Source organism: Candidatus Berkiella aquae (assembly GCF_001431295.2).
Taxonomy (GTDB): domain Bacteria; phylum Pseudomonadota; class Gammaproteobacteria; order Berkiellales; family Berkiellaceae; genus Berkiella; species Berkiella aquae.
The window spans coordinates 1,041,514-1,067,510 of the sequence record NZ_LKAJ02000001.1 but is presented as its reverse complement, the minus strand read 5'-3'; the positions used below and the strand labels follow the sequence as shown (position 1 = coordinate 1,067,510).

Sequence of the window (25,997 nt, the reverse complement as noted above, 5' to 3'; positions counted from 1 at the left end):
CAGATAGTGAATAGAGACAGTGGGTATACTCTTTGCGTTTGAATTTTGGTACGGGAGAGAAGCCCTAAGAGTACACATTTAATACCCACTCAACATAAATTCAAAGCGGAAAGTTTATAAAGAAACTTATAACACAGATTTTAGAGTTGGCAAATAAAAAATTCCGTCAATCGATAAATGGTGGATTAGCTGTTTATTGATGGAAAAATTCAACGATCGAAGCGTTTGCTCAGCGCATTTTTGATGTTTTCTCTTTCACTTATCGGGTCGATTTTAATAAAGAGATCGGTTACCCCATTACCCGAATAAGCATTGATTTTAATCCCGCCTTCGACATCCTGTTTGAAACGAATAAAACCCGGTGGAAAGCGGTGTCGACAGCTTTCAGAAATACCGATAATGACTTTCGATACACCCGGTACGCCTTTTAGCCATTCCAAATTCTTTTTCACATGACTATCCAGGCTTTGATGCCTACCCATACTACCCCTAATATTAGCCTTTTAACTTAAAAATCAATTCCCTATGCAAGATAAGGATATTGTTTCACAATACCTGCCACGATGTCACAAGGAGACGTTATCGATGCAATCAGGTCCATTGAAAGAACAACATATCGGAATTATCGGCGGCTCAATTGCTGGCTTAGCGGTAGGCGCTTCGCTCTTGCAACTTGGTGCTAAGGTAACAATCTTAGAACGCTCAGAACATCCACTTGAGGGACGTGGAGCTGGCATTGTCTTACCCGAACCTTTAATCCAACAATGCATTGCTGCTAACCTGTTTGATAAAGATATTTCCAGGTTAAGCGTTAGCCACCGCTCTTTTATCACCCAAAGCCATCAAAGCATCTGGGATCAACCAATAGCCGTCATGTGTCTTAACTGGTCTGATATCTATTCACAGTTACGCAAAAGAATCCCTGACAGCCATTACCACCAAGGGAAAATGGTAGAAACCTTATCGCAAACAGAAAAAGTATACCACCTGCAAACGCAAGATGGCTCTTCGTATAGCTTTGACTTTTTGATTGGGGCAGATGGGATTCATTCTGGTGTACGTAATGCTTTCTTTTCAGAAACAACATACCACTATGCAGGTTACATTGCTTGGCGAGGCGTCATCCCTCTCAATGAAGTTAAATCCAACGAACTCTTTAGCGAACACATTCCTTACTTTGTCTATCCTAATGGCCACCTTCTTTTATATATTATTCCGGGTCAACAAACAGATGCTCCCTTATTGAACTGGGTGATGTATGAAATATGTTCGCAAGCCGATTTGGAAAATAAATTAATCGATACCGATGGTAATAAACATGAGGTTTCAATCCCACCCGGTGGTCTTAATAAAGAAACGCAAAAACATCTTCATCTATTTGCAACAACACATTTACCCTCAGACATCGCGCAAATCATCTGTCATACAGAAAAACCTTTTTTACAAGCCGTGTATGATTTAAAAGCCCCGAAGGTGCTTCAAGATCAAACATGTCTAATTGGTGATGCAGCCTTAATTTTACGACCTCATTCTGCTTCAGGTGTCGTTAAAGCATTGATGGATAGCCTTAGTTTAGTAAAAGCCTTTGAAACAAATGATTTTGAGGCATGGCAGCAGCAGCAACAATTAAAAGCAGAACAATTGTTTTTCATTTCACAAAATATGGGACAGGGTTTAGTAGCACAAACACCACCCTGGTCGGAAATGACGCCTACTTTAATGGAAGAATGGTGGAACAATATTATGGCTGGAAAAACCTGGCATTATACGCCATCGACGCTTAATCAAAAATTGACTGTTCAGTATGATCAAACGATTGAAGAGCAAAAGAAAGTATCCCCTACTAACGAAACAAAAAACGAAACAAAGAAGATTGCCAAAACTACTTTGTCATAAATAAGTTGATTGATAACAAGCGCAATGGTTTTTAAATTGCGCTTGCCTGCCTCAGTATTTCACCCAATATATTCGAACATTTCTGAAAATATCAGATAAATAATCAATGTAGCTCAACTCAGCTATTTTCCATCACCTGTTGACAGTAAATTCCAGAAGATTTAGTTTAGCTGCGTTGTTTATTGTTGTAAGGAAACACGCTCATGTCACGCTTTAAAAATTCTATCACAGCCGCTCTCACAGGAACCGGCGTCAGCCTTTTACTTAATTTACCTCCTGAAGTCGCAGGCCCCGTTATTGCCGGTAGCTTTGTCACTACATTCATTTTGCCAACGGCTTTTGATATGACCGTTAATGCGGGTGTTGGCACAGTCAATTGGGTAAAAGACCAAGGACTGCCTGCCGTTACTTCTAGTACAAAATTCCTTTTCGGGAAAACGGTTGATGGAACAAAATTCCTTTTCGGAAAAACCAAAGAAGCGCTTTATAATGTCAGCCCTACCAATCCTGAACAAAATACGTTAATGGGTGCAAGTATGGGCCTTAGTCTGAGCACGAGCATTGCTAAAGCAGCAGGATTAGAAGATCACCCTTATTATCCTCATGCCGTTGCTGGCTCAACTGTTACAGGTAGCTTTCTGGGTTTTATATTTCCTAATCATCGAATCAGCAGTATGCTAGAGAGCGCATCTAAAGCATTTAAACCAAAAGTTCCTACTAAACTCTCGACTGCTGAGAACAGTGGCGAAGAAAATAAAGATAAAGATAAGAAAGAGAAGAAGAAACCAACACAATAAGACTAACATCAACCCTCTTCTGTCTATTCATGAAGGCACTTTATCTTTAGATTCAGTGCCTCATGACATTTTATTTTTTCATGATGGAGTTTAGTCATGTCACAGTTTAAAAATGCAACCATTGTTGCATTAGCATCTACCGGAACCAGTTTTTTATTTGAATTATCACCGCTTACTGCAGTAGGTACAACTGTCGCAAGCTTTGCATTCACTTTAGCAGCGCCACAACTGGCTGAAGGCGCAAAAGCACTCTCGCATAAAGCCAAAGATTTGTTTAATCGTAAACGTCCTGATGCAGAGAAGGCAGCCGCAACCGCTAAAAAAACGATTAAAGAAACCCTAAACACGGCAATAGAGAGTATTGATCAGTACAGTTCGGTCAATGCCAAATCGAATGCAATGCTCGGCGTAAGTGGCGCTCTTGCCTTCACTGCGATTGTCGGTAAAACAACTGGATTAAATCAGCATCCTCAGTATCCATACATCGTTGCAGGATCGACTGCTGCCGGCGGATTTCTTGGCTATTTTTTCCTCCATCAGAAAGTAGCAGATGCATTAGGCATCTTAAGTAATCAGATAGCAAATGTTAGCAACGCAATTGAAGGTGAACCCGCTGGCAAACGCCCCCCCATCAAACGAATTTAATTTCTGAGGACATCCATTTTAGATTGGTTAAATTAACAGGACATCCACTTTAGGTTGACCTGCTAATTGCAGTTAATTTATTGTTGGCGCTTCAGTCTTTCTTTGGTGAATTATGACAGCGGCCCGTGCTACCAAAATCGATTTAAGCGCCACACCTTACTACCATTGCATGACGCGATGTGTACGTCGTACTTTCTTGTGTGGTATCGATTCCCAGTCCGGCCAAGATTATTCTCACCGCAAAGCCTGGATTGTCGGTAGAATCAAACAACTCACTGAAGTCTTTGCCATTCGCATCTGTGCTTATGCGGTCATGAGCAATCACTATCATCTTGTACTGTGGGTCAACGATAACGACGCTAATCAATGGACTGACGAGGAAGTCTTCCTGCGATGGCAACAACTCTTCCCTAACGACGCTAATCAAGTAGAAGTCTTGGGCTATTCAAAATTAGAAATCAAACAAAAAATAGCCCTCTGGCGGCAGCGACTTGCCAGCATTAGTTGGTTCATGCGCTGTCTCAATGAAACTATCGCTCGATTATCTAATAAAGAAGAAGCCGTCACCGGACGGTTTTGGGAAGGCAGATTTAAATCGCAAGCCTTGCTTGATGAAGGCGCTTTGCTTGCCGCTATGGCTTATGTCGATTTAAATCCTATTCGCGCTAAAGTCGTTAATACCCCTGAACAAGCCGAGTTCACTTCTATCTACGAACGCATACAAATGGTGGCCAAGCAGTTAAAGAAAAAAACGATTACAACCACCTCTTCTTTCAATCTCGCCTCTTTCGTCAAACAAGCTAATAGTCTTAAGCAGCCTTTAAGCTTAATGCCCTTTGCCAATGAGAAAGCCAATAACAAAACACCTTACATCGATTTCAAATTAGCTGATTATTTTCAGCTCATCGATGAAACCGGCAGAATCTTACGTGATGGTAAACGAGGTGCAATACCCGACAATCTTGCCCCTATCCTGGATAGATTGCAGCTATCTGCCAACGGATGGATGAATATGGTTCTCGACCTTGAGAAAAATTTCTTTCATGCCGTCGGCAACTCAATCATACTCGTCGACTTCGGTTCGCAGCATCGGGAACGTAAACCAAAAGGCTACCATGCCGCTAAAAAGTGTTATTTATAGTTAATCATTCTGTCACAACGCTCAAAATGGCGCTTCATTGATATAATCTTATTTATTTTCCAAATTTTTCCCTCTTAACTTTACTAAATGTGAACAAGCAAGAAGCAATTAAATAAATTTTATGTTGATTCATCATAATATGGATGTCCCTTAATATTTTATCAATGTGGATGTCCTCAAAAATTTCGGATAAGATAGGGGCAATAGAAAAATAGATAGCTTAATGAGTTAATATGAAACTAGATTCACTTCAAGTATTGCATCTGCGATCTTTTAATAAAAAAGGCGAAGAAACGAATCCTTTAATCGATTTCAAAGAAACCGTTAAGCCTTTCGCCCCGATGACTTGTGCTCGACATGTTTATATTTTCACAGAAACTGCTGGCTATGATATTGACTCTCTCTACAATTACTTAAAAGAGCATTCAGAAAAATGTGAATGGTTTACAGGTAAAGAGGCTTATAGTTTTCTTTTACGTTGGGCAGTCGGTGCAGAAAGTTACAAATTAGATAGCAATGATCATTTTGTACTAGGTTCTATTCGAGATTCATGGAATTACTCTCATATACACCTCCCCTCTGGTTCTACATTATTTTATTTCATGCCAATCTTATTCAAAGATGCCAAAAATATTCGACATTTGATCCAAACAAGTGAGCTTGGCGAGAAAAATACGAAAGAAATTCTACTGCACATGTGTGAAAACTGTGCTGACTCAAGAGGGCTAGAACAAGAACCTGCTTATGATGAGTTGTTAAAACAAAACCAACACTATATCGAAGCAGCTCAAGAGCAATTCATTAACGAAAAATTAAAAAAAGCCACTAAAACGATGGAAGCATTAAACGCAAGAGCGCCAGAAATATTGCTACCCAGTAGCCCTTCTCCAATGCTTAAATTTAGAGCTAACTTAGGAGCCGCTTTGATCAAAAGGCAACTACAAGCTCCAACTGAGTTTAGCAAAGGACGCTCCATCGAACCGTTCTGAGTGTGTTTCCTTCCTGACAAACAACAGATATTGGTTAACAGTATAAGTTAAACAATAGTCTTACTCGCATTTTGATGTTAATGTACACGTTTTATTTTTCTGTACATAACCGATGGCATTTGCGTTTGTAACTCGTTTAAAAGATTCTATTAATAAGGTTAACTCTCAAGTATCTGATGTAGCTCGGCTACTGAAACCTTATTTTCTATTTAGAAGAGCGAATACAAAAAATCTTCTCTTGCTGGCAAGTATTATTTCACTTTGTCTCATCCGAGCGATGCTCATCGTATTACTCAGCGATGTGGGAACAACATGGTTTTCACTCTTTAATGCTGAGGGTTTGATTCTCAACAATATTATTGCGCCAACACTATTATTATTTGGTATTTATTTACCTTTAGATGCATTATGCGACTCCCTCATTACTTACTGCTCAAGAACTTTAAGTAATCAAGTCGCAAAGCAAATGAACAACGATTACATTAATAAGTTTTATACCAGTAAAATATTTCATGGCATTAAACTACCCAATAAAGACAAACATTATTCTAATAAAATATATACCGAAGTCTTATCAAAGAATATTAAACAATTCACTGGCAGCATTATAGAACCTGTCACGACAATCATGACTGCTTTTGTCGGCGCTGGTGTCTCGCTCATACAGCTTTTCTACCTATCGCCCGGTCTACAGATTGCAACGGGTTTCACCTTACCCTTCTATCTCCCGTTAATGGCTTTAGCCTATGGCCTTTTTTCGGTTTATGTTTTACATAAATTTACCGGGCCAATACACTCACTAAGTCGTAAAGAAAGCAAATTACTACAAAGAAAACAGTCACATCTTTATTATAGTGATAATCATTCAGAATCTATTGCGCTACTCAAAGGTGGCAAGTTTGAATCACAATATTTACAGAAAATATCTAGTAGTCGATATGATACTAAACAGAAAAAATTGAAATATAAATTTGGTCGTGAATTTATTAAAAAATTGAGCGATCTTATCGCGTATCCTTTAGGTGCCTTAGTATGCATTCCTGGATTAATTGCCGGATTGACAACTTCGATTATCGATCGCAATCATTTTTTCGCCATCTCTACTCATTTCACCAAAATTTTATCTTTTTTCAATAGCTTCGCAGAACACCATGATAAATGGATTTCATTTGTTAATGCACAAGCTAATATCAAAATGTTTGATCAGCGCTCTGAAGAATGGTGTAAGCGATACAAAAAACTAAAAGAAAATTTTACCCCTAATAACAAACTGGGTTTCAAAGGCAGTATCCAAGTTAATAACAATCAGATACTAGAAGATCAAAAAATTTCTATTAAACCTGGAAAAACTTATTTGCTGTCAGCACCATCCGGTGCAGGGAAATCGACCTTGCTAAAAACATTTGCAGGAATTAATCCTAGCTTTACAGGTAAAATCAAACTCCCTAAGAAAACCGTTTTTGTTACTCAGTCGACGTATCTTCTAAAGAACACTTCTAGTTTGCTCGACAACATTGTTTATCCTAAATCACGCGATCAATATCCGGCCGTATTATTAGCAAAAATTCCACATTGGCTTGAAGAACTTAAAATCAAAAAATCGATCATTCGTGATCTGGGGGTTGCCAAGAAAAATTGGGATCAATTGCTAAGCCCAGGTGAAAAGCAAAGAATTGCCATTGTGCGTGCATTATTACAGCAACCAGAGTGTCTCATTATGGATGAGCCCACCTCTGCTATTGGCCCTAATTATGCAAGGCTAGTAAAAAGCCTTGTTCGCAAAGAACTCCCTAATGCAACTATCCTATATACCGATCATAATCCTACAGAAGGCTACCCTGATGAAAAAATAATTGAGCTTTCACCACCCCGGGTCAAAATGCATAAATAATACAACGTTTCTCATCAATGCCTAATATCATGCAATCGAAAACCACTATCATCCGGAATGATTCTTAATGTTAGTGGCTCTTCAAGTAATTTCTTGACATCTTCACGCCCTTTCTCTTGACGCTGCTTGATTGAATGTTGAGAAAATTCAAAGTCTTTTGTCCATAAATCAGCATCAGAATCAACATACTGAAAACGAATAATATTCAATGCACAGGGATGACCTAAACTCACTTGGTCATAACAATCCTTATCAGCATGTTCTTCAGAAATAGTACGAATAATATGGCGCAGCTTATGCATTTCAAAAAAATATTTTAAGATTTCTTGATACTGGCTTACAAACTCAAGATCTTTTTTACGTTTCAATACATCCATCATGGTTCTGGGTTGATCGGCTGTTCTAGAAAAGAGATCAACCATAAAACATAATAATTTTTTCGGTACTTTTTCTTCAAAAATGATTTTCAGTGGCGTATTTGAGCTAATTCCGCCATCCCAATAATGACGTTCACCAATTTTAATCGCAGGAAATCCAGGAGGCAGCGCACTCGCTGCCATAATATGCTCTGGACCCAGTTTTTGTTCTGTATTATCAAAATGAACTAAAATGCCATCTTCAACACATACAGAGCTGAGTGTCAATCGTACTTTCGCTTGATTGATAAGATCAAAATCAACAAATTCTTCTAAAGTTGCTTTTAACTCACTTGTATCATAAAAACTTAAATTATCAGGTGAACTCATCTCTTGTAAAAAGGGATTAGCCATTCGTAATTTAAAAAAACCTTGTTGTCCAAACAAAAGTGCACTCTCTGAAGAAAGTAAGTTCTGCCAGCGATGCCATTTATCTTGAAACAATAACGGATTACCAAAAGAAGGCGTTGCAATTTTATTCCAGAAAGCTTTTAGTTTTTCAACTCTTTTATCAGGCTCATTCCCGGCGATAATAGCCGCATTGATACCACCAATCGAGGTACCAATTAACCAATCCGGTGGATAATGATTATTGATAAGGTTCTCACAAACCCCAACCTGATATGCACCTAATGCTCCCCCACCCTGTAGCAAATAAATGATACAATCATACGGATGAGGTTTTATCATCATCTCCTCGATCCTTTTATTGCATAAACCAACCATGGCTCACTAATAAGGATTGACCTGTTAGTGCATTGCTATCAAATGATGCAAAAAGTAAAGCAATCTGTGCGACATCTTCTACGGTTGTAAATTCACCATCAATGGTATCTTTTAGCATTACTTTTTTAACCACATCTTCTTCACTAATTCCTAAATCTTTTGCTTGCTCTGGAATTTGCTTAGCTACCAGCGGGGTTCTTACAAATCCTGGGCAAATGACATTGGCTCTCACACCATGTTTAATACCTTCTTTTGCAACGGTTTTACATAATCCCACTAAACCATGTTTTGCCGTGACATAGGGTGCTTTTAAAACCGAAGCCTCTTTAGAATGCACAGAGCCCATGTAAATAATGCTGCCACCTTTCCCGCGTTGGTACATATAACGCAAACAAGCCTTGGTGGTTAAAAAAGCACCATCTAAATGAATAGCCAGCATTCTTTTCCAATCAGCCAATTGTAATTCATCAATGGGTGAAATATGTTGAATACCCGCATTACTAACGAGAATATCGATATAATCATAAGCTTGAATAACTTTATCGATACCCGTATTGACTTGTTGTTCATTAGTGACATCCATGGCAACCGCCATCGCTTCAAGCCCGCTATCACGAAATGCTTTTGCTGTTGCTTCAGCTTGATTCATATCTAAATCGGCAATAACAACCTTGGCACCTTCGGTTGCGTAGGTATGCGCTATCGCTTTACCTATCCCACTTGCTGAGCCTGTGACAATCGCTACTTTATCTTTTAAACGCATGAATGACTCCTAACCTCTATTTTTATACAGTACCAAGGGAGATCGTTATATTATTATCGGCACTTTACACTTTTTTTTGAGTTCTTATTCTAAAATTGTTTTTAAGAAAAATGCTTTTGTGCCGACATACTTTTTTATAATATGAATTTTTCCACAAGGAATAATGGTATATCATGCAAGGAAATGAACAACACAATGCATCATACCAAAAAATTTTTCAGAGCATTAAAGATAATAAAATTCAACTGCCTTCTCAACCCAGTATTTTTGTCACTTTACAGAAACTGAGTAACGATCCTGATGTGACAACGAATAAACTCTGCCAAGTAATAGGCCAAGATCCCGCACTGACAGTGCGCATCTTAAGTATTGCTAATAGCCCTATCATGCGCGGCTCGGTTTCAATTGCGAGCCTTGAAGCCGCGATTAATCGTTTGGGTGTTCGCTTTGTTACCTATGTTTCAATGGGATTAGCACTCAAGCAATTATTTATTGCCCAACATAAACCCATCGAGGAGCGTGTACAGCTTGTTTGGGATCAAAGTAGCAAAGTGGCTGCCAGTGCTTATGTATTAGCGAAAGCCTTACGCTTATTTCCGCCTGAAGAAGTGATGTTAGCAGGATTAGTCCACGAGATTGGCAAACTGCCTATTTTAACGTTTGCTGATCAATCTGCTGAATATTTTAATAATTTACCTTTGCTTGATGCGACCATTAACAATCTTCACCCGCCATTGGGTAAAGCGATTTTAAAATTATGGAAATTTCCTGATGAAATTGCTTGCGTCCCCGAAAATGTTGCCAATCCAAATCATAAAACAACCAAACCCATGATCTCGGATATTATTCAAGTCGCAAAGCAACATATTCTTAATTATGCAAGGCCAGATAATCTGCCTGAATCGAATGAGCCTAAAAGTCCTTCCTACTATCGATTAGAAATCGATCAGCTGCTAGACAGTATCGCAGTTAAAAATATGAAAAAAGAATTAACATCATATCACCAGCTTTTTACTTGATATTTTAGTTATCCTACCTATTTGATGAAGAGACTAGCAATAACCAAGTGCGCATTATAAAATGCGCACAGTTTCAACGCGCTAAAAAATAGGTAAAAATATGGCATTAGACGGTTTTAAACACTACAAAGCTCAACAAGCTAGATCAACCATAGAAACTCAAACTTTTCAATTTAGGGTTGAACCCTTATTTTGCCAAGGTTGCGAAAGTAGAATTGGTAGAGTATTTACGCAGAACAGTATTTTTCCTATTAGTTCGCAAGTCACCGAATTTGGAAATAAAGATGGCGATAAAACAGGAACATTAGAAGTCACTGTAACAAACGATGTATCAGAAGATAGAATTATTGAAGCCTTAACTAAGGCAGGTATGAAATTAAAAGATAATCCTAGCACTAGATTAGGTTATTAAATCATTTCATCACCACTTCCCGCGGCTTGTCCGCGGGATCCAGGTTACAAACTTCACCTCCAAAGATGATATTGATTAGCGTTTTTTATAAATAGAGACTTTGACATTTTCCCCCGGCGCATCAGAAAAATGCTTAGCTGGCTTTCGAGCAGATATTTTTTTACCAGATAAATGACTTAACCATGACTGCCAATGCTCCCACCAAGAACCTTCTTGCTTAATTGCTTCCTGTAACCAAACTGCAGGAGACATAAAATCACTGATTGCTTTTTCATTTACATAATATCCATACTTATGTGCCTGGGGCGGATTCACAATACCTGCAATATGACCCGAACCTCCTAACACAAAAGTCACATTATCAGTAAATTGCTTGGCACCCGAAAAACAAGCTAACCAAGGGGCAATATGATCTTGCTCGGTTGCTAGAAAATAACAGGGCACATGAATATTTTTGAGTAATAAGGGCGTATTGTTCCAAACTAATTGATTGTTGAAGAACTTATTTTTCAAATAAAGATTTTCAAGATATTCACACATCATTTTGGCAGGTAAATGCGTTGAATCTTGATTCCAATACAGTAAATCAAACGAATGTAGATGTTGTGCCAATAAATAATTATTAATAATATACGGCCAATACAGTTCATTGGCTCTTAATAAATTAAATATGCCCATGAGCGAGCGGCCATCAAAATAACCTTTCTTTGTAAGACTATTTTTTATTAATGCGAATTGTTGTTCATCAACATAAAGTCCTAAATCACCCGGCTCTTTAAAGTCAATTAACGTTGCTAAAAAAGTAGCGCTATGAATACGTTTATCTTGCTTTGCGGCGAGATAAGCCATGGTCATGCAAAGCAGTGTTCCACCAATACAAAATCCTAAAGCATTCAGTTTCTCTAATTTTGTTATTTTCATTATTTCCTCTGTCGCAGGAATAATGCCTTCTAACATGTAATCCGCAAAACCTGTATCTGCATAGGTTTCATCTATAGCTGCCCAAGAAATAATGAATACGGTATAGCCTTGCTCAGCAATCCATTTTACAAAAGAATTATCTTGCCTTAGATCAAGCACATAATATTTGTTAATCCAAGGTGGAATCACCAATAACGGTATTTCATAAACTTCTGGTGTTGCAGGGGAATATTGAATTAATTCAATAAGACGATTTTTAAATACCACTTTACCAGGTGTTGCGGCGATATCCTTTCCTATGCTATAGGCTTCTTTTTCAACCATCATGGGGTTCAAATAGCCTTCCCCTCGCTGTAAATCTGCGATGAATCGCTTCCAGCCAGAAAAAAGATTTTCTCCTTTTTGATCAAGCGTTTTAAAAAAGACGTCAGGATTGGTTAGCCAATAATTACTCGGTGACAACGCATTGAGAAATTGTTTTGCAAAAAAATGTATTTGTTCGTGCTTCTTGTGATCATCTCTGTCATTGCTTTCAATATAAGCAATGACATGTTTAACGTAGAGCAGATAAGATTGTTGATAGACATAAAAAATAATATTATCGTGCCACTGATTCGATCTAAATCGTTTATCATGAGAAGCTACTTCGATAAAGGGAGGAATTGCTTTATTGACCATCTTTTCGTAACAATGATGAATCAGTTGGTAATATTCTAAAGATAACCCAGCATAAGCATTGAAGAATCTTTCGGGTGTGCGACGAACAATTTCAGCTCGCCAACTCTGGATCTTATCATTAATTAATGAAAATTCAGCGAAGTTATCATAGAAGATTTGTTGGTTTTGCCACAATATTTGCATACTCTGAAAAAAAGATTGAGACATCTCCAGAGAATCTGCAAATAGTTTTACATATCCCTCATCAATTTTCATGATGCTTCTTCAAAGATCTAAAACCTGTTATCGGCATTTGATCTTTAAATAGTACTGGCTTATAAACCACTTTGACTTTTGCTTGAATCTACACCTATTTTAATTTGGGAAGAAAAGCGTGTATTGATATCATGTTCAACAAAGCACATTAATTAATAAGGAAAAAAAATGCGTGAACTCAGTCAAAGAGAACTTCAATTAATCCGAGGCGGATTAGATACCGGCGGGTATAACATTAGCTTTGTTGTCAGCAATACGGTATTAGGCGGGATCCTCGGTTTACCCGTTGCATTAGTCATGGGCAAAGAGATCTACATTGCTTACTCAGCAGGATTATTTTGTGTTTATGGACTTTCTATGTTGACGGCAAAATCGATTGATGCGCTATTATTTGAGAAACAGCCCCTATTAACTTAAGAGGCTGTTAAACAAATTACTTAACAACAGTCAATTTAGGACGACCACCACCACGTTTACCTTTACCGCCGGCACCTGATGAAGTACTTCCTTCGTCAGGTCCTTGAGGAAAATCATCTTCTTCATCATCTTTAAACACCATACCGCGGCCATTTTCTTTTGCATAGATGGCAGTTACCGCTCGCATTGGTATATAAAGATCGTAAGGTACCCCAGCAAATCGTGCGTTAAATCCCACATGATCATTAGCTAGTGATAAAGAACGCACAGCATCGGGAGAAATGTTCAAAACAATTCGCCCATTCTCCACATATTCTCGTGGCACTTCAGTTCCTGGATGCTCAGCATTTACAACGATATAAGGCGTTGCATGATTATCGACAATCCATTCATAAAATGCGCGTAATAAGTAAGGACGACTTGAGACCATTTGCTTATTCCCCTAAGGCTCGCTCAGAATCAGTTAAGCTTACCTGGAACGCTTCTCTGTCAAATAGACGCTTAGCATATTCCTGAACCGATTTTGCTTCTGGTGGCAACATAATTTGCATTGCCTTTAAACGCCATAACATTGGCGCAATAGCACAATCGACCAATGAAAATTCTTCACTGAGAAAATAAGGCATTTCTTTGAACATTGGCGAAACAGAAACAATACTTTCTCTTAGCGCTTTTCTGGTTTCTTCTAACACCGCTGGATCTTGATTTTTTTGCAGTATTTTATTCATCAATACATACCAGTCACGATTAACGCGATGTAACATCAAACGGCTACGCGCTCTCGCAACAGGATAGACTGGCATCAAGGGAGGATGGGGAAATCTCTCATCCAAATATTCCATGATGATTTCTGATTCATACAATACTAGATCGCGATCGACCAAGGTGGGAACCGTGTTGTATGGGTTGATCTCAACTAGAGCATCAACCTGTGATTCTACGTCAATTTCATAAAGGTCAAATGTGACGCCTTTTTCTGCTAACACAATTCTAGCTCGATGACTGTAAGGGTCGGTTGAGCCTGAATACAGTGTCATGACTGAGCGCTTATTTGCCACAACTGCCATGAGTCTGCTCCCAAATCAAAACAACTTTAATGAATGTCTTTCCAATATTCACGCTTCAGTAAATATGCGAACAATGTAAAAACGACTAAAAACAATAATACCCAACCACCTAAGCGTTCACGTTGTAACTTATGAGGTTCACCGACATATTCTAAAAAATTCACTAAATCTGTTACAGCTTGGTTGAATTCTTTTTCATTCATGCTGCCAGGTTTGGTGAGTTCCAGACGTTCAATGACCTTCTGCTCAAAAGGCTGCCCTTTATCATCCATCAGAGTGATGGTTTTAAAGACGGCCGTCTGTGTTCCTTGTAGTCCTTGCAGAATATTCGGCATCCCTACATCAGGGAAAACAACATTATTTACGCCCCAAGGCTTTTTGGGATCTTCATAAAAAGAACGCAAGTAGGTATAAAGCCAATCTTTACCACGTGATCTTGCGACTAGCGAGAGATCAGGTGGCGCTACGCCAAACCATTCTTGCGCTTCTTTCTTCGGCGTTGCCACTAATATAGGGTCGTTAATTTTATCGCTGGTAAAGTTAAGGTTCGCTTGAACCAACTTTTCCAAGACATTTCCTTTTTTATCAACAATGCCTATATCTTTGGCCAATTCTTTATAACGAACATATTGTAGTGAGTGACACCCACCACAATAGTTAACATAAAGGTTAGCACCACGTTGCAATGACGCTTTGTTACAAAGTTCATTGTTAACCTTGTCCAAATGCGCACCTTCGGTTGAGCCTAAGGCTAACCGCCATGGTGAAACAATTAATAAGCTGGCAATTAAAATTCCATAAATCTTATTTGCTTTCATCGCGCAGTAACCCTCTCGGGGACAGGTTTAGTTTTATCCAATTTTGTATAAATGGGCATTAATATGAAAAAGGCAAAGTATAATATTGAGAATACTTGCGCTGCTATCATGCGTGTTGGGCTGGGTGGCTTTAATCCTAAATACCCTAAAGAAATAAAGCTCACAACAAATAACGCTAGCATGAGTTTGTACAACCAACCTCGGTAGCGTATTGATCTAACAACACTGCGATCTAGCCATGGTAATAAGCATGGAATTAATACTGCAGCAAACATAGCAATCACCCCACTCAGTTTATGCGGGATAGCACGCAAAATGGCATAGTACGGTGTCATATACCAAACCGGCGCAATATGCTCAGGCGTTTTCATAGGATTGGCAGGTTCAAAGTTTGGCGCTTCTAAGAAAAAGCCACCAAAATCAGGCGCAAAGAACACAACCGCCGTAAAGATGATGAGGAATACCCCAGCACCAAATGTATCTTTCACCGTATAGTAAGGATGAAAACGAATACCATCCAGTGGGATACCTTTGTCATCTTTCTTCGCTTTGATTTCAACACCATCTGGGTTGTTAGAACCCACTTCATGTAAAGCAATGATGTGCATCCATACTAATAGTAGGAATACCATTGGCACCGCGATCACATGCAAGGAAAAGAATCGATTCAATGTTGCATCGGAAACGTTATAGTCACCTCGCATCCATTCAACCAGACCTGGCCCAACGCCTGGGATAGCTTCAAAAAGAGAGGTAATTACTTTTGCACCCCAGAATGACATTTGCCCCCAAGGTAACAAATAGCCCATAAAGGCTTCGGCCATTAAGCAAATATAAATTGCCATACCAATGAGCCAAACGAGCTCACGAGGCTTTTTATATGAACCATAAATAATGCCGCGGAACATATGAAGATAAACAACGATAAAGAAGAAAGAAGCACCCGTAGAATGTAAATAGCGAAGCAGCCACCCTTTGGGCACATCTCGCATAATATATTCAACTGAGCCAAATGCATCGACCGCAGAAGGCTTATAAAACATAGCTAGCCAAATACCTGTTAGTAATTGATTCACTAATACCAGTAGCGACAATGCACCGAAGAAGTACCAAAAATTAAAATTTTTAGGGGCGTAGTATTTACCAGCATGGTCATTCCACATTTTTGTGGCAGGAAACCGTGCATCAATCCATCCCATTAAACCAGAGCCCGAATTTGTTTCCGTTTTCATCTATGCTGCCTTTTTATCTTCACCAACAACAATGACGGTATCGCCTTCATAAAAATAAGGCGGCACAACGAGGTTCAGCGGTGCGGGTACGCCTTTGAAGACACGGCCCGCCATATCAAAACGCGAACCATGGCAAGGGCAAAAGAATCCACCCGGCCAGCTGGGATCTAAACTGCCCACTTCTGGTTTGTACATAGGCACACAACCAAGGTGTGTACATATACCGACAAGCACAAGATAGTTAGGTTTAATTGAGCGATACTCGTTTTGTGCATACTTAGGCTGCTGGCTATCTTCGTGTGATTCAGGATCACGCAATTGACCATCCAACCCCTTTAGCTTCTCAAGCATTTGCTCTGTACGATGAACCACCCATATAGGCTGTCCTCGCCATTCAACAGTTAATTGGGCACCTGGCTCAAGCTTGCTCACATCGATTTTCACCGGTGCGCCCATGGCTTGTGCCTTAGCACTTGGAAACCAAGAACATATAAAGGGTGAAGCGGCGTAGGCAACACCTACCCCTCCGATCACAGTAGTTGCGGCTGTTAAAAACCGCCGTCGACCGGTATCTACCTTGTCATCACTCATTCACTCGTCCCCCCGGACGGATATCGGTTATCGTTTAGTAATAAGAGTTGGCGGCAAATACTACCACAAATTGTGTGGGCGCTGCATGCCAAAATAACGTTCGATAGTGTACACGATTATGGAAGGTGCTAACACAGATGATGTAGAGGAAATGATAAGTTGACCTGCCAGCTAAATAAAGACTTTTTCGTTTCGCAGATCACTACGATATAATCCAAAAACTATGAATTGGGTTTTCTTTCTTCTCATTGCAACTGCCTATGGCGCAAGCGTCTGGCAACAATGGCACTGGCAAGTAAGCCAAGTGATGCCTGATTCTCCTATGCATGTTGTGACTCAACAATTACTGCATGCTGCAAACGATGCCGTTACTTTAGCCATCGGATTAATTGGTGTTTTGTGCTTATTCTTAGGGCTGATGCGTATTCTGGAAGATGGTGGTGTTTTAGCCGTCTTTGCTAAATTAATTTATCCGCTTTTAAAACCGCTCTTCCCTGAAATTCCTCCTAACCACCCTGCTTTTGGCGCCATGATCATGAATCTCTCTGCCAATATGTTAGGCATGGGAAACGCTGCAACACCGTTTGGCCTAAAAGCCATGCAAGAATTAGAAAAACTCAATCCGCATCCTGGGGTTGCAACCAATGCGATGGTGTTATTTTTAGCGATGAATACGGCAAGCATTACCTTAATACCCACAAAAATAATTGCTTTACGTGCCAGTAGTGGGTCACATGATGCTGCTGGGATTATTACGACTACTTTAATCGCAACGATTTGCTCCACTATCGTCGCTATCATCAGCGCCAAATTATTACAACGTATGGTAGGCACACCAAAGCCAACGGTGACCATCACAATGGATGAAACGACGTCTGAAAAAATGAGCACCTACCCAACTTGGGTAAGCTTTTTAGCGCTCTGCGGATTTATCAGTTTAATTCCCATCACGTTAATTTGGGGACGTCAATTTTCACCTTGGATTATTCCTACTTTGATCGTTACCATCATTAGCTACGGGATGCTTAAAGGTCTTGATATTTATGCAAGCTTTATTGAAGGAGCAAAAGGGGGTTTTGAACTTGCTGTCAAAATTATTCCGTATATTGTTGCCATGTTATTTGCGATTGCCATGCTAAGAGCAAGTGGTGCTTTAGGCATTATCACACAAGCCATTGCACCTTATACAACACCATTAGGAATACCAGCAGAAGCTTTGCCCATGGTTTTTATGCGTCCTCTCTCAGGCTCTGGGAGTCTTGGTATTTTAACCGATATTCTCAATAATCCAGCAATCGGGCCTGATAGCTACACCGGCTATTTAGTGAGCACCATGATGGGTTCAACCGAAACTACTTTTTATGTACTTGCGGTTTATTTTGGCGCAGCCCAAATACGTCGCATTCGACATGCCCTCGCAACAGGCTTAATTGTTGAATTAGCCGGCATGATAGCCAGTGTGATTGCCGTCAAAGTATTATTGTTCTCCTAATTCCACTCAATCTCCCCTCTTGTGTCTATTTGTTCAATCTGTTAGTTTGTTATCTATATAAGAATAAAAAAGTCGAGGTAGGTCATGCAACGCCTGCTATTAACTGTGTTTTTAATGAGTCTTTTCCCGGGGGCGATATATGCTGATATCACCGTATACGCTTGTCAAAAAAATGGTCAAACCATCCTGGAAGGCACTTTGAGTCCTGATTGTGACTCGGTAAAAACTTATCACTATTCAAGCACAAACAAACCTGATCAAAAGCAATCAACATCAGATTTACGACCGGGAGAAATGCAACAATTATCCGTCATGGAAAATGGACCTTATTCTGCCCAAGTGCAAACAAAGCGTTATGAAAATATTGATGAGCGAGTCGGCTGGTCACTTGCCAACAGTTATGTTGATTCAGGTCAGGATAAATGCTCCTTTTTCCGCTCATTACTCGATAATGCATTATTTTATGTTGCAGTGAAGAATGAACAGGATGTTGAAATTGGTCCTTACAAAAGCGCAGAGCTCGTAAACCAAATTAATTATGCGCAAACACAAGTGAATTACTATTGCCGGTGATCTATGAACGATCTATAGTGATTTTTTCAGCTATCCACTTTCTATTACTTGGGAGCTAACTATGTCATTCGTTAACAAATCTATTTCTGTACTCTTTACTTTATGTATCTTCTTATTTACTTCCTTAGCACAAGCCGGTGCTTCTGAGGCAGAAATTGTAAAACTGCGTACAGACTGGGCAAAAGCAAAATATGAAACACCTAAAGCACAGCAACTTGCTGCCTTTGAAAAAGTCATTAGCGAAGCTGATGATCTCAATAAAAAATATCCTGATGATGCTCATGTCATGTTATGGTATGCAACTTCTTTAAGCTCTTTTGCCCAACTGAAAGGTGGCATGGGTGTGTTACCTCGTGTCAAAAAAGCACGCGCTTTATTAGAAGATGCCTTAACCAAACAACCCAGAATTGAAAATGGCTTTGGTTATGGGGTTATCGGTGCAATGTATGCAAGGGTACCTGGTTTTCCTGTTGCCTTTGGCGATAAAAAGAAAGCGCGCGCCTTCTTACAAGCCGCTGTTAAGATCGATCCTAAAGGAAGTGATTCTAACTACTATTATGGCGATTTCTTAGCTGATATGGGTGAAACCGCTGAAGCTCGCAAACATTTAGAAATTGCGAAAAGTGCCCCTATCCGCAAAGGCTATGAAATTCAAGATAAAGGCCGTAAAGCAGAAATTGATGCATCGTTAGCAAAATTAAAATAATCAGATACCCAAACACTTCTCCTCATTCCTATTTACTGCACTTTCAGTGTAGTAAGTAGGAAATCACTCTTTATCCCATTTTCCACTTTTAAATATAAGCATTGAACTGAAAGATTCATTAAAAAATATTTTACTTATTAATATAGGATTTTTTCTTAGATTGAGTTGGCATAAATGTGTGCTTACATTTAACATTTGCGGATTGTTACTTATTTTTAAAATTTCTATTCGAACATCTTCTTATTATTACCCCATTTATATGCTTTATTTTTACATTTATCAGAAAGTTTTTACATTTTAGTTATTTAATATTAAAGTAACGAAAAATACAGAGTCTTCTCCAAAGAGGACTGGCAGCAAGCGGTTTGCTGCTTAGTTTTGCTTGCAAAACGGGCTCTTCAATTGATCATTCAATTTGGAGAGCTTGCGATGAAGCATAGTCCCCATACGCAATCTTTGCCGTCTGCAAAAAGACGCAGAATTAAACCTAAATCTTTAGAAGAATTACTCTTTGATGTTAATCAGGGTCAATATGATGAGTTTCGTACTTATCTTACCTTGCAAAAAATGTTTCATTTAGATCTGTTCAATATTCAGCTTATTGAAGCATTACATCTTAGTCGGGCATTAATTGGCACTCCCATCTCACGCCTTAGTCTTTATCAGATTGACTTTGGCAATGATAAAATCGTTGAAAAATTAAATCTACTTTTAACCAACAATCGAATTACTATGCTTATTCTGAATGATAGTCATCTTGACGCTATTGGTATTGAAAAACTAAGCCTTACTTTAAAAAATTCTAATGTGGCAACGCTGGAATTATTTTGCAACGATATCCATACTGATAATGTTGAAAAACTAGGTTTCGCCTTAAAAAATACTCATGTAACGACATTAACGCTATTTCACAATAACATTGGCCCGATTGAGGCTGAAAAATTAGTCTACGCCATAAAAAACACATCCGTTACAACACTTGATTTCAGTGACAATCTCATCGGCAATAATGGCGTTGAAAAATTAGGATTAGCCCTTAAAGATTCTCTAATCACAACGCTTGATCTGAGTGACAACGATATCGGCCCAGAAGGTGTTGAGAAATTAGCTAAAACATTAAAAAACACTCAAATAACAACGCTTAAATTGAATGGTAATAACATTGGTTCTGCAGGCGCAGAGAAATTAAGCTTAGCTTTAAAAGACACTCCAGTCATGATACTCGAACTCGGTAGTTGCAGCATTGGTATTGATGGTGTTGAAAAACTAGTCAATGCCTTAAAAGGTACTCAAGTTGCAAAAGTTGAGCTCAGTCATAATCATTTTGACTTAGATATTCTGGTGGAATTAGGATTACATGCAACTTCTATCCTTCACTGATATCGTTCACATCGATGTTTGAGCGATTTTATTATTTTATCAATTTCTTTAACATTATATTTCAAAAGATAAAGTTCTTCTCTCAATTTTGGTGCTTGCATCAATAATATACTAATTATCTCTTGAAACAGCTGTTTAAAAAGACAAAATGAGAACTTTATTTCGCGACAAAAAATTTTCCAATCTTCCATGTTGATCGATTCAAAAGTGTAATTGTTACCTATTTTCATTGCCATCATTTGTGTGTCATCCGTCGTCGCGATAACATGATATAATGGTGCCAACATCGGCTTTGCTGTTGCATAGTAGACGAGTGACATATTTTTTGCATGCGCTTGCGTATTGCCAAGCAAATAATTAAAAATAACCCTTTTAACGAGTTGCAATTTATCAATTGCTGGCACAATCGTTTTTGACAAAATAACAAAACATTCTTTTAAGCTCGGGCCATTATCCCATTCATATTTATGAGAAGAAAAATAGCCTAATGCTTGTGAAAAATCTTCTTGATGAAAATACTGCACATGATTAAAATGAATTATTCTACGGTCATAACGCTCAACTAATAATCCTAGTGCTTTTGTTAACGGATACAGTTTTGGTAAAACACATTGAATGTCTAGCGTCATCGCTAAGCGTAAACAAAAATATTGATTCATTATTTTATCAGAATCAGTTATTTTCAATAAATGTGTTGCAGGATGTCCTGTTTCTATTAAGGCAATCTTTCCATCTATAAGACAAACATCCATTTTTTTATCACTTTCTGAGTGCAACGTTATATTATGACTTTGCTGCAGTTTAATATTCTCATTACCTGGGTATATTTGCGCATGAATAAGACGGTTTTGTAGCTCATAATGTTTCTCGTTAATTCCCCAAAAAGAAATTGCGCCTATGCATTCCTTACCATAGGTTTTTAATAAACCAAATGTATCTTTAGGATGAGTACCCATTTTTTGACATAATGTTTCTAAAGCGACAATATTGTCAGGCAATATCCCTCGAAAATATTTGCGGCAATTTTTATCATCAAAGGTTTTATCTTTGAGTGGCAATGATAGTGAAAGGGCAAATTTAGCATCGATGCAATAGCTAAAGGTCATCTTGTTATTGCGATCACATTCTAGATACCCTATTAGATGATCGTAAAGATATACAGCTAATTTATTTAATAACATGCAACACCGCTTCTGGTATGACAGGCGTTATTGCTTCAAGACGGATCCCAAGCATTGCTAATACGCTAAGTGAAAGCCCCAATTCGCAACTTTGTTTACCTTTTTCTAGATCCTGGATAAACCTCACCCCACAACCACAAACAGCTGCCAATTCTTTTTGCGTCAGGTGATATTTTTTTCTGTTTATTTTAACTAAATTGCCAAATTGTTTAGCAGAGAGGACGACTTTTATCATCATTAACTCGAAACGATAGATCGGGATCATTATGATAAAGGTAGACCAGAAAACAAAAAAATGATCCCAAACGAGAATATTTTAAAATGACTCTAGTGCGTATGCACTCCCCTCCCTGGATCTACCCATAGGGCTATGGCATGATGATTTGAATTTAGGCAAGGCGGCAACTGAGTAAGCTCTGGGAGTGCAGGGCGAGCGAAGGAAGCCAACGCGGCAGGGCCTACCTCTTGAGGGTATAGATTTAAAGTGGGAAGAGTCATTATGTTTTCAGGTATTGTTAAAGCTATGGTTGCCATAGTGAATGTTTCACATAGCAAGGAATTAACTCGATATCAGCTTCAGTTACCCGCTGACATGCTTATCGGCCTTGAAACAGGCGCGAGTCTCGCCGTTAATGGCGTATGTCAAACAGTCGTGTCTATCGAAAATCAAACGGTCTCTTTTGATGCCATTCAAGAGTCACTCAAACTGACAACTATCCCTTCTTTTACGGTAGGGCAAATGGTTAATGTCGAGCGCTCTCTGAAAATGGGAGATGAAATTGGCGGCCATTTGTTATCAGGGCATATATTGGGTACTGCACGAATTAGCAACATACAATCCCCTAGCCCTGAACAACGGATTTTTGAAATCAGCTGCAACCCTACATGGATGAAATATATTTTGCACAAAGGTTACGTTGCACTCAATGGTGTCAGCCTAACGGTGGGTGAGGTCTATTCTGAGCGTGGTGCCTTCCTGATTAATCTGATCCCAGAAACCCTCAGACTCACGACCTTCGGTAGCGCCCAAGAAGGTGATTTGATTAATTTAGAAATCGACAGCCAAACGCAAGCGATTGTCGAAACGGTAGAGCGGGTTTTAGCGGCGAAAAATTTATAAAATTCCTGTCATTAATGAAATGTTAAATTAAGATAAAAATCCCCCGCTCACCTCCATCTTCGCTGCGCTACGCCGGACAAGCGTGAGCTGCCCCCTTTTATTCAAAGGGGGCAGCTCGCTTAAAAAGCGAGCGGGGGATTTTAAGGCAAAAAAAAGGGCGGTATAACCGCCCTTTTTTTCGAATATCGATATCGCTTAACGCTTGGAGTACTGTTCCACTTTACGCGCTTTACGGAAGCCAACCTTTTTACGTTCAACTTCTCTGGAGTCACGGGTAACATAACCCGCTTTACGTAAAATTTGACGGAAAGACTGCGTACCACCGGAAGTTCCTTCACTTCCAGTTGCATCTTCTTCATCATATTGAATCAAAGCACGAGTAATACCATGACGAATTGCGCCAGCTTGACCCATGGGACCGCTACCACCAACATTTACGGTAACATCAAATCGATTAGTCACACCTAAGATTTCTAATGGCTGTCTAACAATCATATGAGCCGCTTTACGACCACCGAAGTATTCTTCTAAGGTTTTGTCGTTAATGATGATATTGCCTGTGCCTTTTTTCAAATAAACACGAGCTCGACACGTTTTGCGTCGGCCAGTTCCATAATTTTGTTGTGCTGTTGCCATGCTCTACTCGATGTTGATTAACAATTAATGATATGTTCTTTAGGTTGTTGCGCTTGGTGCGGATGCTCGCTACCAGCATAAATCCACAACTTTTTAGCCATCTTTCTGCCTAACGGGCCTTTAGGCAACATATTTTTAACAGCTAATTGAATAATGCGCTCTGGATGTGTCTCACGCAATTTTTCTAAGGTAATTGACTTAATTCCGCCTGGAAATCCTGTATGACGGTGATAAGTTTTGGTCATTTCTTTCTTACCCGTTGCTTTGACTTCGGCAGCATTAATAATAATAACTGCGTCGCCTGTATCAACGTGGGGGGTAAAAATAGTCTTATTTTTACCGCGTAAAATAGAAGCCACGCATGAAGCAAGGCGGCCAATCGGTATATTTTTAGCATCGATGATTAGCCAATCACGCTTAATATCATCTTCTTTCGCGGTATAGGTTCTCATGCAACCTGTAACTCCCTGGAGGAAAACGTCTTAGTTAAAGTTGGCGAATTATACAAAACCAGTCATCTAGTGACAATGACTTTATGTAGATTCACTTGAAAAAGAAGTCCCAGGCAACTGCAAATGGGACACAATTTGGTCATTTAGGAGGTGTTTTTCAATAATTTCATCAATATCATTGTAAGTTTTATAACTATACCAAACACCATCAGGATAGATGACTAAGATAGGTCCTTCATCGCACCGCCCTAAACAACCACTTGTGCAAACCCGAAAACGCCCGGCACCATGCAACCCCAATTTCTTCAATTTTTTCTTAGCATACTCTCTTAGAGCTTCAGCATCCGCCATCGCGCAGCATTTCTTACCACTGGAACGTTGGTTGGTGCAGAAAAAGGCATGTTTCTGATAATACAAAGCAGTTACCTCAATTTTGAGCTCAGTATAACAGCCTCAACTTGACGGCGCGATTAAAAACTGCGAAAACGGAGCATGAACATAAAAGCTCAAGTCAATCGTTTAGCCAGCCAGTGCGTCAAATGCGCACTTTGTTTGCCTCATTGCCCAACCTATGAGCTAACAGAAGATGAAAACGAATCTCCACGTGGCAGAATCGCCTTATTCCAAGCCTATGCAAATGAGCAATTGCCGCTTGATGAACACGGAAAAAAGCACCTTGATCAGTGCTTAGGTTGCCGCGCATGCGAACGAGTCTGCCCTGCTCACGTTGAATATGGTCATCTTCTTACTTTGGGCAGGACAATGCTTAATGCATCTGCTGAAGCTAAGCATCTCACTCCGACGCCATTCGGCACACGCTTTTTAGCTTGGGTAGTGAAACATCCTCGCTGGCAACGAACGCTGCAATATCTACTTTGGTTGACAGAAAAATCTGGATTACGCACTCTGGGATCGCGATTAAAGCTCCCCTCTTTATTGGGTTTGTCTACACTTGATAGATTATTACCCACTATTCCTAAGCCATTAACCTGGCAATCTAGTTATGAAGCCATTGGCCCCAAACAAGGCAGTATTTTCTTATTTACCGGCTGTATGAGCAATTGGTGTGAGCAAGAAACCATTGCCGCCAGTATCTATGTATTACGGCATCTTGGCTATGAAGTACATCTGCCACCAAATCAAACCTGCTGTAGCGCGATGGCTTTACATGCTGGAGACCTTGATGGCGCGCTCTCGCTTGCCAAAGAAAACCTACAAGTCTTCTTACCCCATCTACCGCAAATGGATGCCATTGTGACAATCGCAACAGGTTGCAATGCGGTTCTCAGTGAATATGACATCAATTTTAGTTCGATTACTTCTAATGAAGATTTTGCGACTTTTTCGCATAAAGTGATTGATATCGTCAATTTTGTTCAAGCAGCAAAATGGCCTGACACGGTTGTTCCAAAATCTTTACCCGGAACGGTTTTACTGCATACGCCTTGTACTTTACGGAATGTCATTAAAACGCCTTTTGCGCCCTTGCAAATGCTCACACGCATTCCAGAATTAGTTTGCCAAGCAATTAAATCGCCATATTGTTGTGGTGCCGCAGGCACTTATATGCTTGAACATGCTGATATAGCAAAACCGCTGTTAAAACACTTACTTTCCGAGCTAGATGACATTCAAGCAAATTATATTGCAACATCTAACGTCGGATGTGCTTTGCATATTCAACAACAAATGAGAGAATCGAATTCGGCTATTCGTGTTATCCATCCGATAACATTGTTAGCACGAGCGCTAGGTTTTTAAAAAACAGACGCTAGCATTTACC

Annotated in this window: 29 protein-coding genes; 15 read left to right on the top strand and 14 right to left on the bottom strand. The window is 39.4% G+C overall.

From position 1 onward, the window contains the following. Positions 1 to 209: 209 nt before the first annotated feature. Positions 210 to 482, bottom strand: a complete 273-nt coding sequence (locus HT99x_RS05000) for a hypothetical protein (RefSeq protein WP_075067297.1) — start codon at positions 480 to 482, stop codon at positions 210 to 212. A 103-nt stretch (positions 483 to 585) separates the two neighbouring features. Between HT99x_RS05000 and HT99x_RS04995 the strand changes: the two genes are divergently transcribed. The 6 genes from HT99x_RS04995 to HT99x_RS04970 all read left to right on the top strand — a co-directional run bounded on the left by HT99x_RS04995 (position 586) and on the right by HT99x_RS04970 (position 7,359). Continuing rightward, complete coding sequence (locus HT99x_RS04995) at positions 586 to 1,896, top strand: FAD binding domain-containing protein (RefSeq protein ID WP_075067296.1); 1,311 nt, start codon at positions 586 to 588, stop codon at positions 1,894 to 1,896. A gap of 203 nt (positions 1,897 to 2,099) precedes the next feature. Next, positions 2,100 to 2,693, top strand: coding sequence for a hypothetical protein (locus HT99x_RS04990; protein WP_075067295.1), 594 nt, complete (start codon positions 2,100 to 2,102; stop codon positions 2,691 to 2,693). Between the two features lie 96 nt (positions 2,694 to 2,789). Beyond that, entirely contained in the window at positions 2,790 to 3,338 is a 549-nt protein-coding gene (locus tag HT99x_RS04985; RefSeq protein WP_075067294.1) for a hypothetical protein, read from the top strand. A 112-nt stretch (positions 3,339 to 3,450) separates the two neighbouring features. Continuing rightward, the gene (locus HT99x_RS04980) at positions 3,451 to 4,479 is read left to right on the top strand and encodes a hypothetical protein (protein ID WP_259565573.1); all 1,029 of its coding nucleotides are present in this window, start codon (positions 3,451 to 3,453) and stop codon (positions 4,477 to 4,479) included. 233 nt (positions 4,480 to 4,712) lie between these two features. Next, on the top strand, positions 4,713 to 5,468 hold the full coding sequence (locus HT99x_RS04975; RefSeq protein ID WP_075066755.1) for a hypothetical protein: 756 nt from the start codon (positions 4,713 to 4,715) through the stop codon (positions 5,466 to 5,468). A gap of 112 nt (positions 5,469 to 5,580) precedes the next feature. Beyond that, positions 5,581 to 7,359, top strand: coding sequence for an ATP-binding cassette domain-containing protein (locus HT99x_RS04970; RefSeq protein WP_075066756.1), 1,779 nt, complete (start codon positions 5,581 to 5,583; stop codon positions 7,357 to 7,359). A gap of 14 nt (positions 7,360 to 7,373) precedes the next feature. Here HT99x_RS04970 and HT99x_RS04965 read toward each other — a convergent pair whose 3' ends face one another. Beyond that, entirely contained in the window at positions 7,374 to 8,468 is a 1,095-nt protein-coding gene (locus HT99x_RS04965; protein WP_075066757.1) for a patatin-like phospholipase family protein, read from the bottom strand. A 13-nt stretch (positions 8,469 to 8,481) separates the two neighbouring features. Continuing rightward, positions 8,482 to 9,264: a 3-hydroxybutyrate dehydrogenase gene (locus HT99x_RS04960; protein ID WP_075066758.1), complete on the bottom strand. Its 783-nt coding sequence runs from the start codon at positions 9,262 to 9,264 to the stop codon at positions 8,482 to 8,484. Between the two features lie 173 nt (positions 9,265 to 9,437). On the opposite strand from HT99x_RS04960, the gene HT99x_RS04955 reads away from it, so the two are divergent. Next, positions 9,438 to 10,283 (top strand): HDOD domain-containing protein, encoded by an 846-nt coding sequence (locus tag HT99x_RS04955; RefSeq protein ID WP_075066759.1) that lies wholly within the window; start codon positions 9,438 to 9,440, stop codon positions 10,281 to 10,283. A gap of 100 nt (positions 10,284 to 10,383) precedes the next feature. Then, positions 10,384 to 10,695: a hypothetical protein gene (locus tag HT99x_RS04950; RefSeq protein ID WP_075066760.1), complete on the top strand. Its 312-nt coding sequence runs from the start codon at positions 10,384 to 10,386 to the stop codon at positions 10,693 to 10,695. Between the two features lie 75 nt (positions 10,696 to 10,770). Here the strand turns inward: HT99x_RS04950 and phaC are convergent, their stop codons facing one another. Then, positions 10,771 to 12,549, bottom strand: a complete 1,779-nt coding sequence (gene phaC, locus HT99x_RS04945) for a class I poly(R)-hydroxyalkanoic acid synthase (RefSeq protein ID WP_075066761.1) — start codon at positions 12,547 to 12,549, stop codon at positions 10,771 to 10,773. Positions 12,550 to 12,717: 168 nt separating this feature from the next. Here phaC and HT99x_RS04940 point away from each other — a divergent pair, with 168 nt between their 5' ends. Further along, the gene (locus HT99x_RS04940) at positions 12,718 to 12,966 is read left to right on the top strand and encodes a hypothetical protein (protein WP_075066762.1); all 249 of its coding nucleotides are present in this window, start codon (positions 12,718 to 12,720) and stop codon (positions 12,964 to 12,966) included. A 16-nt stretch (positions 12,967 to 12,982) separates the two neighbouring features. On the opposite strand, the gene HT99x_RS04935 is transcribed toward HT99x_RS04940, so the two are convergent. From HT99x_RS04935 to petA, 5 genes are read right to left on the bottom strand one after another with little or no spacing between them, the layout of a single operon-like run. Further along, positions 12,983 to 13,396 (bottom strand): ClpXP protease specificity-enhancing factor, encoded by a 414-nt coding sequence (locus HT99x_RS04935; RefSeq protein WP_075066763.1) that lies wholly within the window; start codon positions 13,394 to 13,396, stop codon positions 12,983 to 12,985. Between the two features lie 4 nt (positions 13,397 to 13,400). Next, positions 13,401 to 14,033 carry a glutathione S-transferase N-terminal domain-containing protein gene (locus tag HT99x_RS04930; protein ID WP_075066764.1) on the bottom strand — a complete coding sequence of 211 codons (633 nt, stop codon included), beginning with the start codon at positions 14,031 to 14,033 and terminating at the stop codon, positions 13,401 to 13,403. Between the two features lie 26 nt (positions 14,034 to 14,059). Beyond that, complete coding sequence (locus HT99x_RS04925) at positions 14,060 to 14,851, bottom strand: cytochrome c1 (RefSeq protein ID WP_075066765.1); 792 nt, start codon at positions 14,849 to 14,851, stop codon at positions 14,060 to 14,062. After that, positions 14,848 to 16,083: a cytochrome b gene (locus HT99x_RS04920; RefSeq protein WP_075066766.1), complete on the bottom strand. Its 1,236-nt coding sequence runs from the start codon at positions 16,081 to 16,083 to the stop codon at positions 14,848 to 14,850. The genes HT99x_RS04925 and HT99x_RS04920 overlap by 4 nt, the downstream gene beginning before the upstream one ends. After that, positions 16,084 to 16,674, bottom strand: coding sequence for a ubiquinol-cytochrome c reductase iron-sulfur subunit (petA, locus tag HT99x_RS04915; protein ID WP_075066767.1), 591 nt, complete (start codon positions 16,672 to 16,674; stop codon positions 16,084 to 16,086). It lies immediately after the preceding gene. A gap of 223 nt (positions 16,675 to 16,897) precedes the next feature. Here petA and HT99x_RS04910 point away from each other — a divergent pair, with 223 nt between their 5' ends. The 4 genes from HT99x_RS04910 (at position 16,898) to HT99x_RS04895 (ending at position 20,825) form a co-directional block, all read left to right on the top strand. Beyond that, positions 16,898 to 18,166, top strand: coding sequence for a spore maturation protein (locus HT99x_RS04910; protein WP_075066768.1), 1,269 nt, complete (start codon positions 16,898 to 16,900; stop codon positions 18,164 to 18,166). Between the two features lie 84 nt (positions 18,167 to 18,250). Beyond that, positions 18,251 to 18,739: a hypothetical protein gene (locus HT99x_RS04905; protein ID WP_075066769.1), complete on the top strand. Its 489-nt coding sequence runs from the start codon at positions 18,251 to 18,253 to the stop codon at positions 18,737 to 18,739. Positions 18,740 to 18,800: 61 nt separating this feature from the next. Next, positions 18,801 to 19,445, top strand: a complete 645-nt coding sequence (locus HT99x_RS04900; protein WP_083482916.1) for a hypothetical protein — start codon at positions 18,801 to 18,803, stop codon at positions 19,443 to 19,445. Between the two features lie 429 nt (positions 19,446 to 19,874). Continuing rightward, a complete protein-coding gene (locus HT99x_RS04895; RefSeq protein ID WP_075066770.1) occupies positions 19,875 to 20,825 on the top strand; it encodes a leucine-rich repeat domain-containing protein in 951 nt (316 codons plus the stop codon). Here the strand turns inward: HT99x_RS04895 and HT99x_RS04890 are convergent. Further along, the gene (locus HT99x_RS04890; RefSeq protein ID WP_075066771.1) at positions 20,819 to 22,006 is read right to left on the bottom strand and encodes a HipA domain-containing protein; all 1,188 of its coding nucleotides are present in this window, start codon (positions 22,004 to 22,006) and stop codon (positions 20,819 to 20,821) included. The genes HT99x_RS04895 and HT99x_RS04890 overlap by 7 nt on opposite strands. Then, positions 21,993 to 22,244: a helix-turn-helix domain-containing protein gene (locus HT99x_RS04885; protein ID WP_200957135.1), complete on the bottom strand. Its 252-nt coding sequence runs from the start codon at positions 22,242 to 22,244 to the stop codon at positions 21,993 to 21,995. Before HT99x_RS04885 ends, HT99x_RS04890 begins: the two co-directional genes overlap by 14 nt. 261 nt (positions 22,245 to 22,505) lie before the next feature. Between HT99x_RS04885 and HT99x_RS04880 the strand changes: the two genes are divergently transcribed. Continuing rightward, positions 22,506 to 23,126 (top strand): riboflavin synthase subunit alpha, encoded by a 621-nt coding sequence (locus tag HT99x_RS04880; protein WP_075066772.1) that lies wholly within the window; start codon positions 22,506 to 22,508, stop codon positions 23,124 to 23,126. A gap of 195 nt (positions 23,127 to 23,321) precedes the next feature. Here the strand turns inward: HT99x_RS04880 and rpsI are convergent, their stop codons facing one another. The 3 genes from rpsI to HT99x_RS04865 all read right to left on the bottom strand — a co-directional run bounded on the left by rpsI (position 23,322) and on the right by HT99x_RS04865 (position 24,631). Then, positions 23,322 to 23,762 carry a 30S ribosomal protein S9 gene (rpsI, locus tag HT99x_RS04875; protein WP_075066773.1) on the bottom strand — a complete coding sequence of 147 codons (441 nt, stop codon included), beginning with the start codon at positions 23,760 to 23,762 and terminating at the stop codon, positions 23,322 to 23,324. A gap of 17 nt (positions 23,763 to 23,779) precedes the next feature. Then, positions 23,780 to 24,214, bottom strand: coding sequence for a 50S ribosomal protein L13 (gene rplM / locus HT99x_RS04870; RefSeq protein ID WP_075066774.1), 435 nt, complete (start codon positions 24,212 to 24,214; stop codon positions 23,780 to 23,782). Positions 24,215 to 24,295: 81 nt separating this feature from the next. Next, the gene (locus HT99x_RS04865; protein WP_235528447.1) at positions 24,296 to 24,631 is read right to left on the bottom strand and encodes an NAD(P)H-dependent oxidoreductase subunit E; all 336 of its coding nucleotides are present in this window, start codon (positions 24,629 to 24,631) and stop codon (positions 24,296 to 24,298) included. A 75-nt stretch (positions 24,632 to 24,706) separates the two neighbouring features. Between HT99x_RS04865 and HT99x_RS04860 the strand changes: the two genes are divergently transcribed. Continuing rightward, positions 24,707 to 25,975 carry a heterodisulfide reductase-related iron-sulfur binding cluster gene (locus HT99x_RS04860; protein WP_075066776.1) on the top strand — a complete coding sequence of 423 codons (1,269 nt, stop codon included), beginning with the start codon at positions 24,707 to 24,709 and terminating at the stop codon, positions 25,973 to 25,975. Positions 25,976 to 25,997 lie beyond the last annotated feature (22 nt).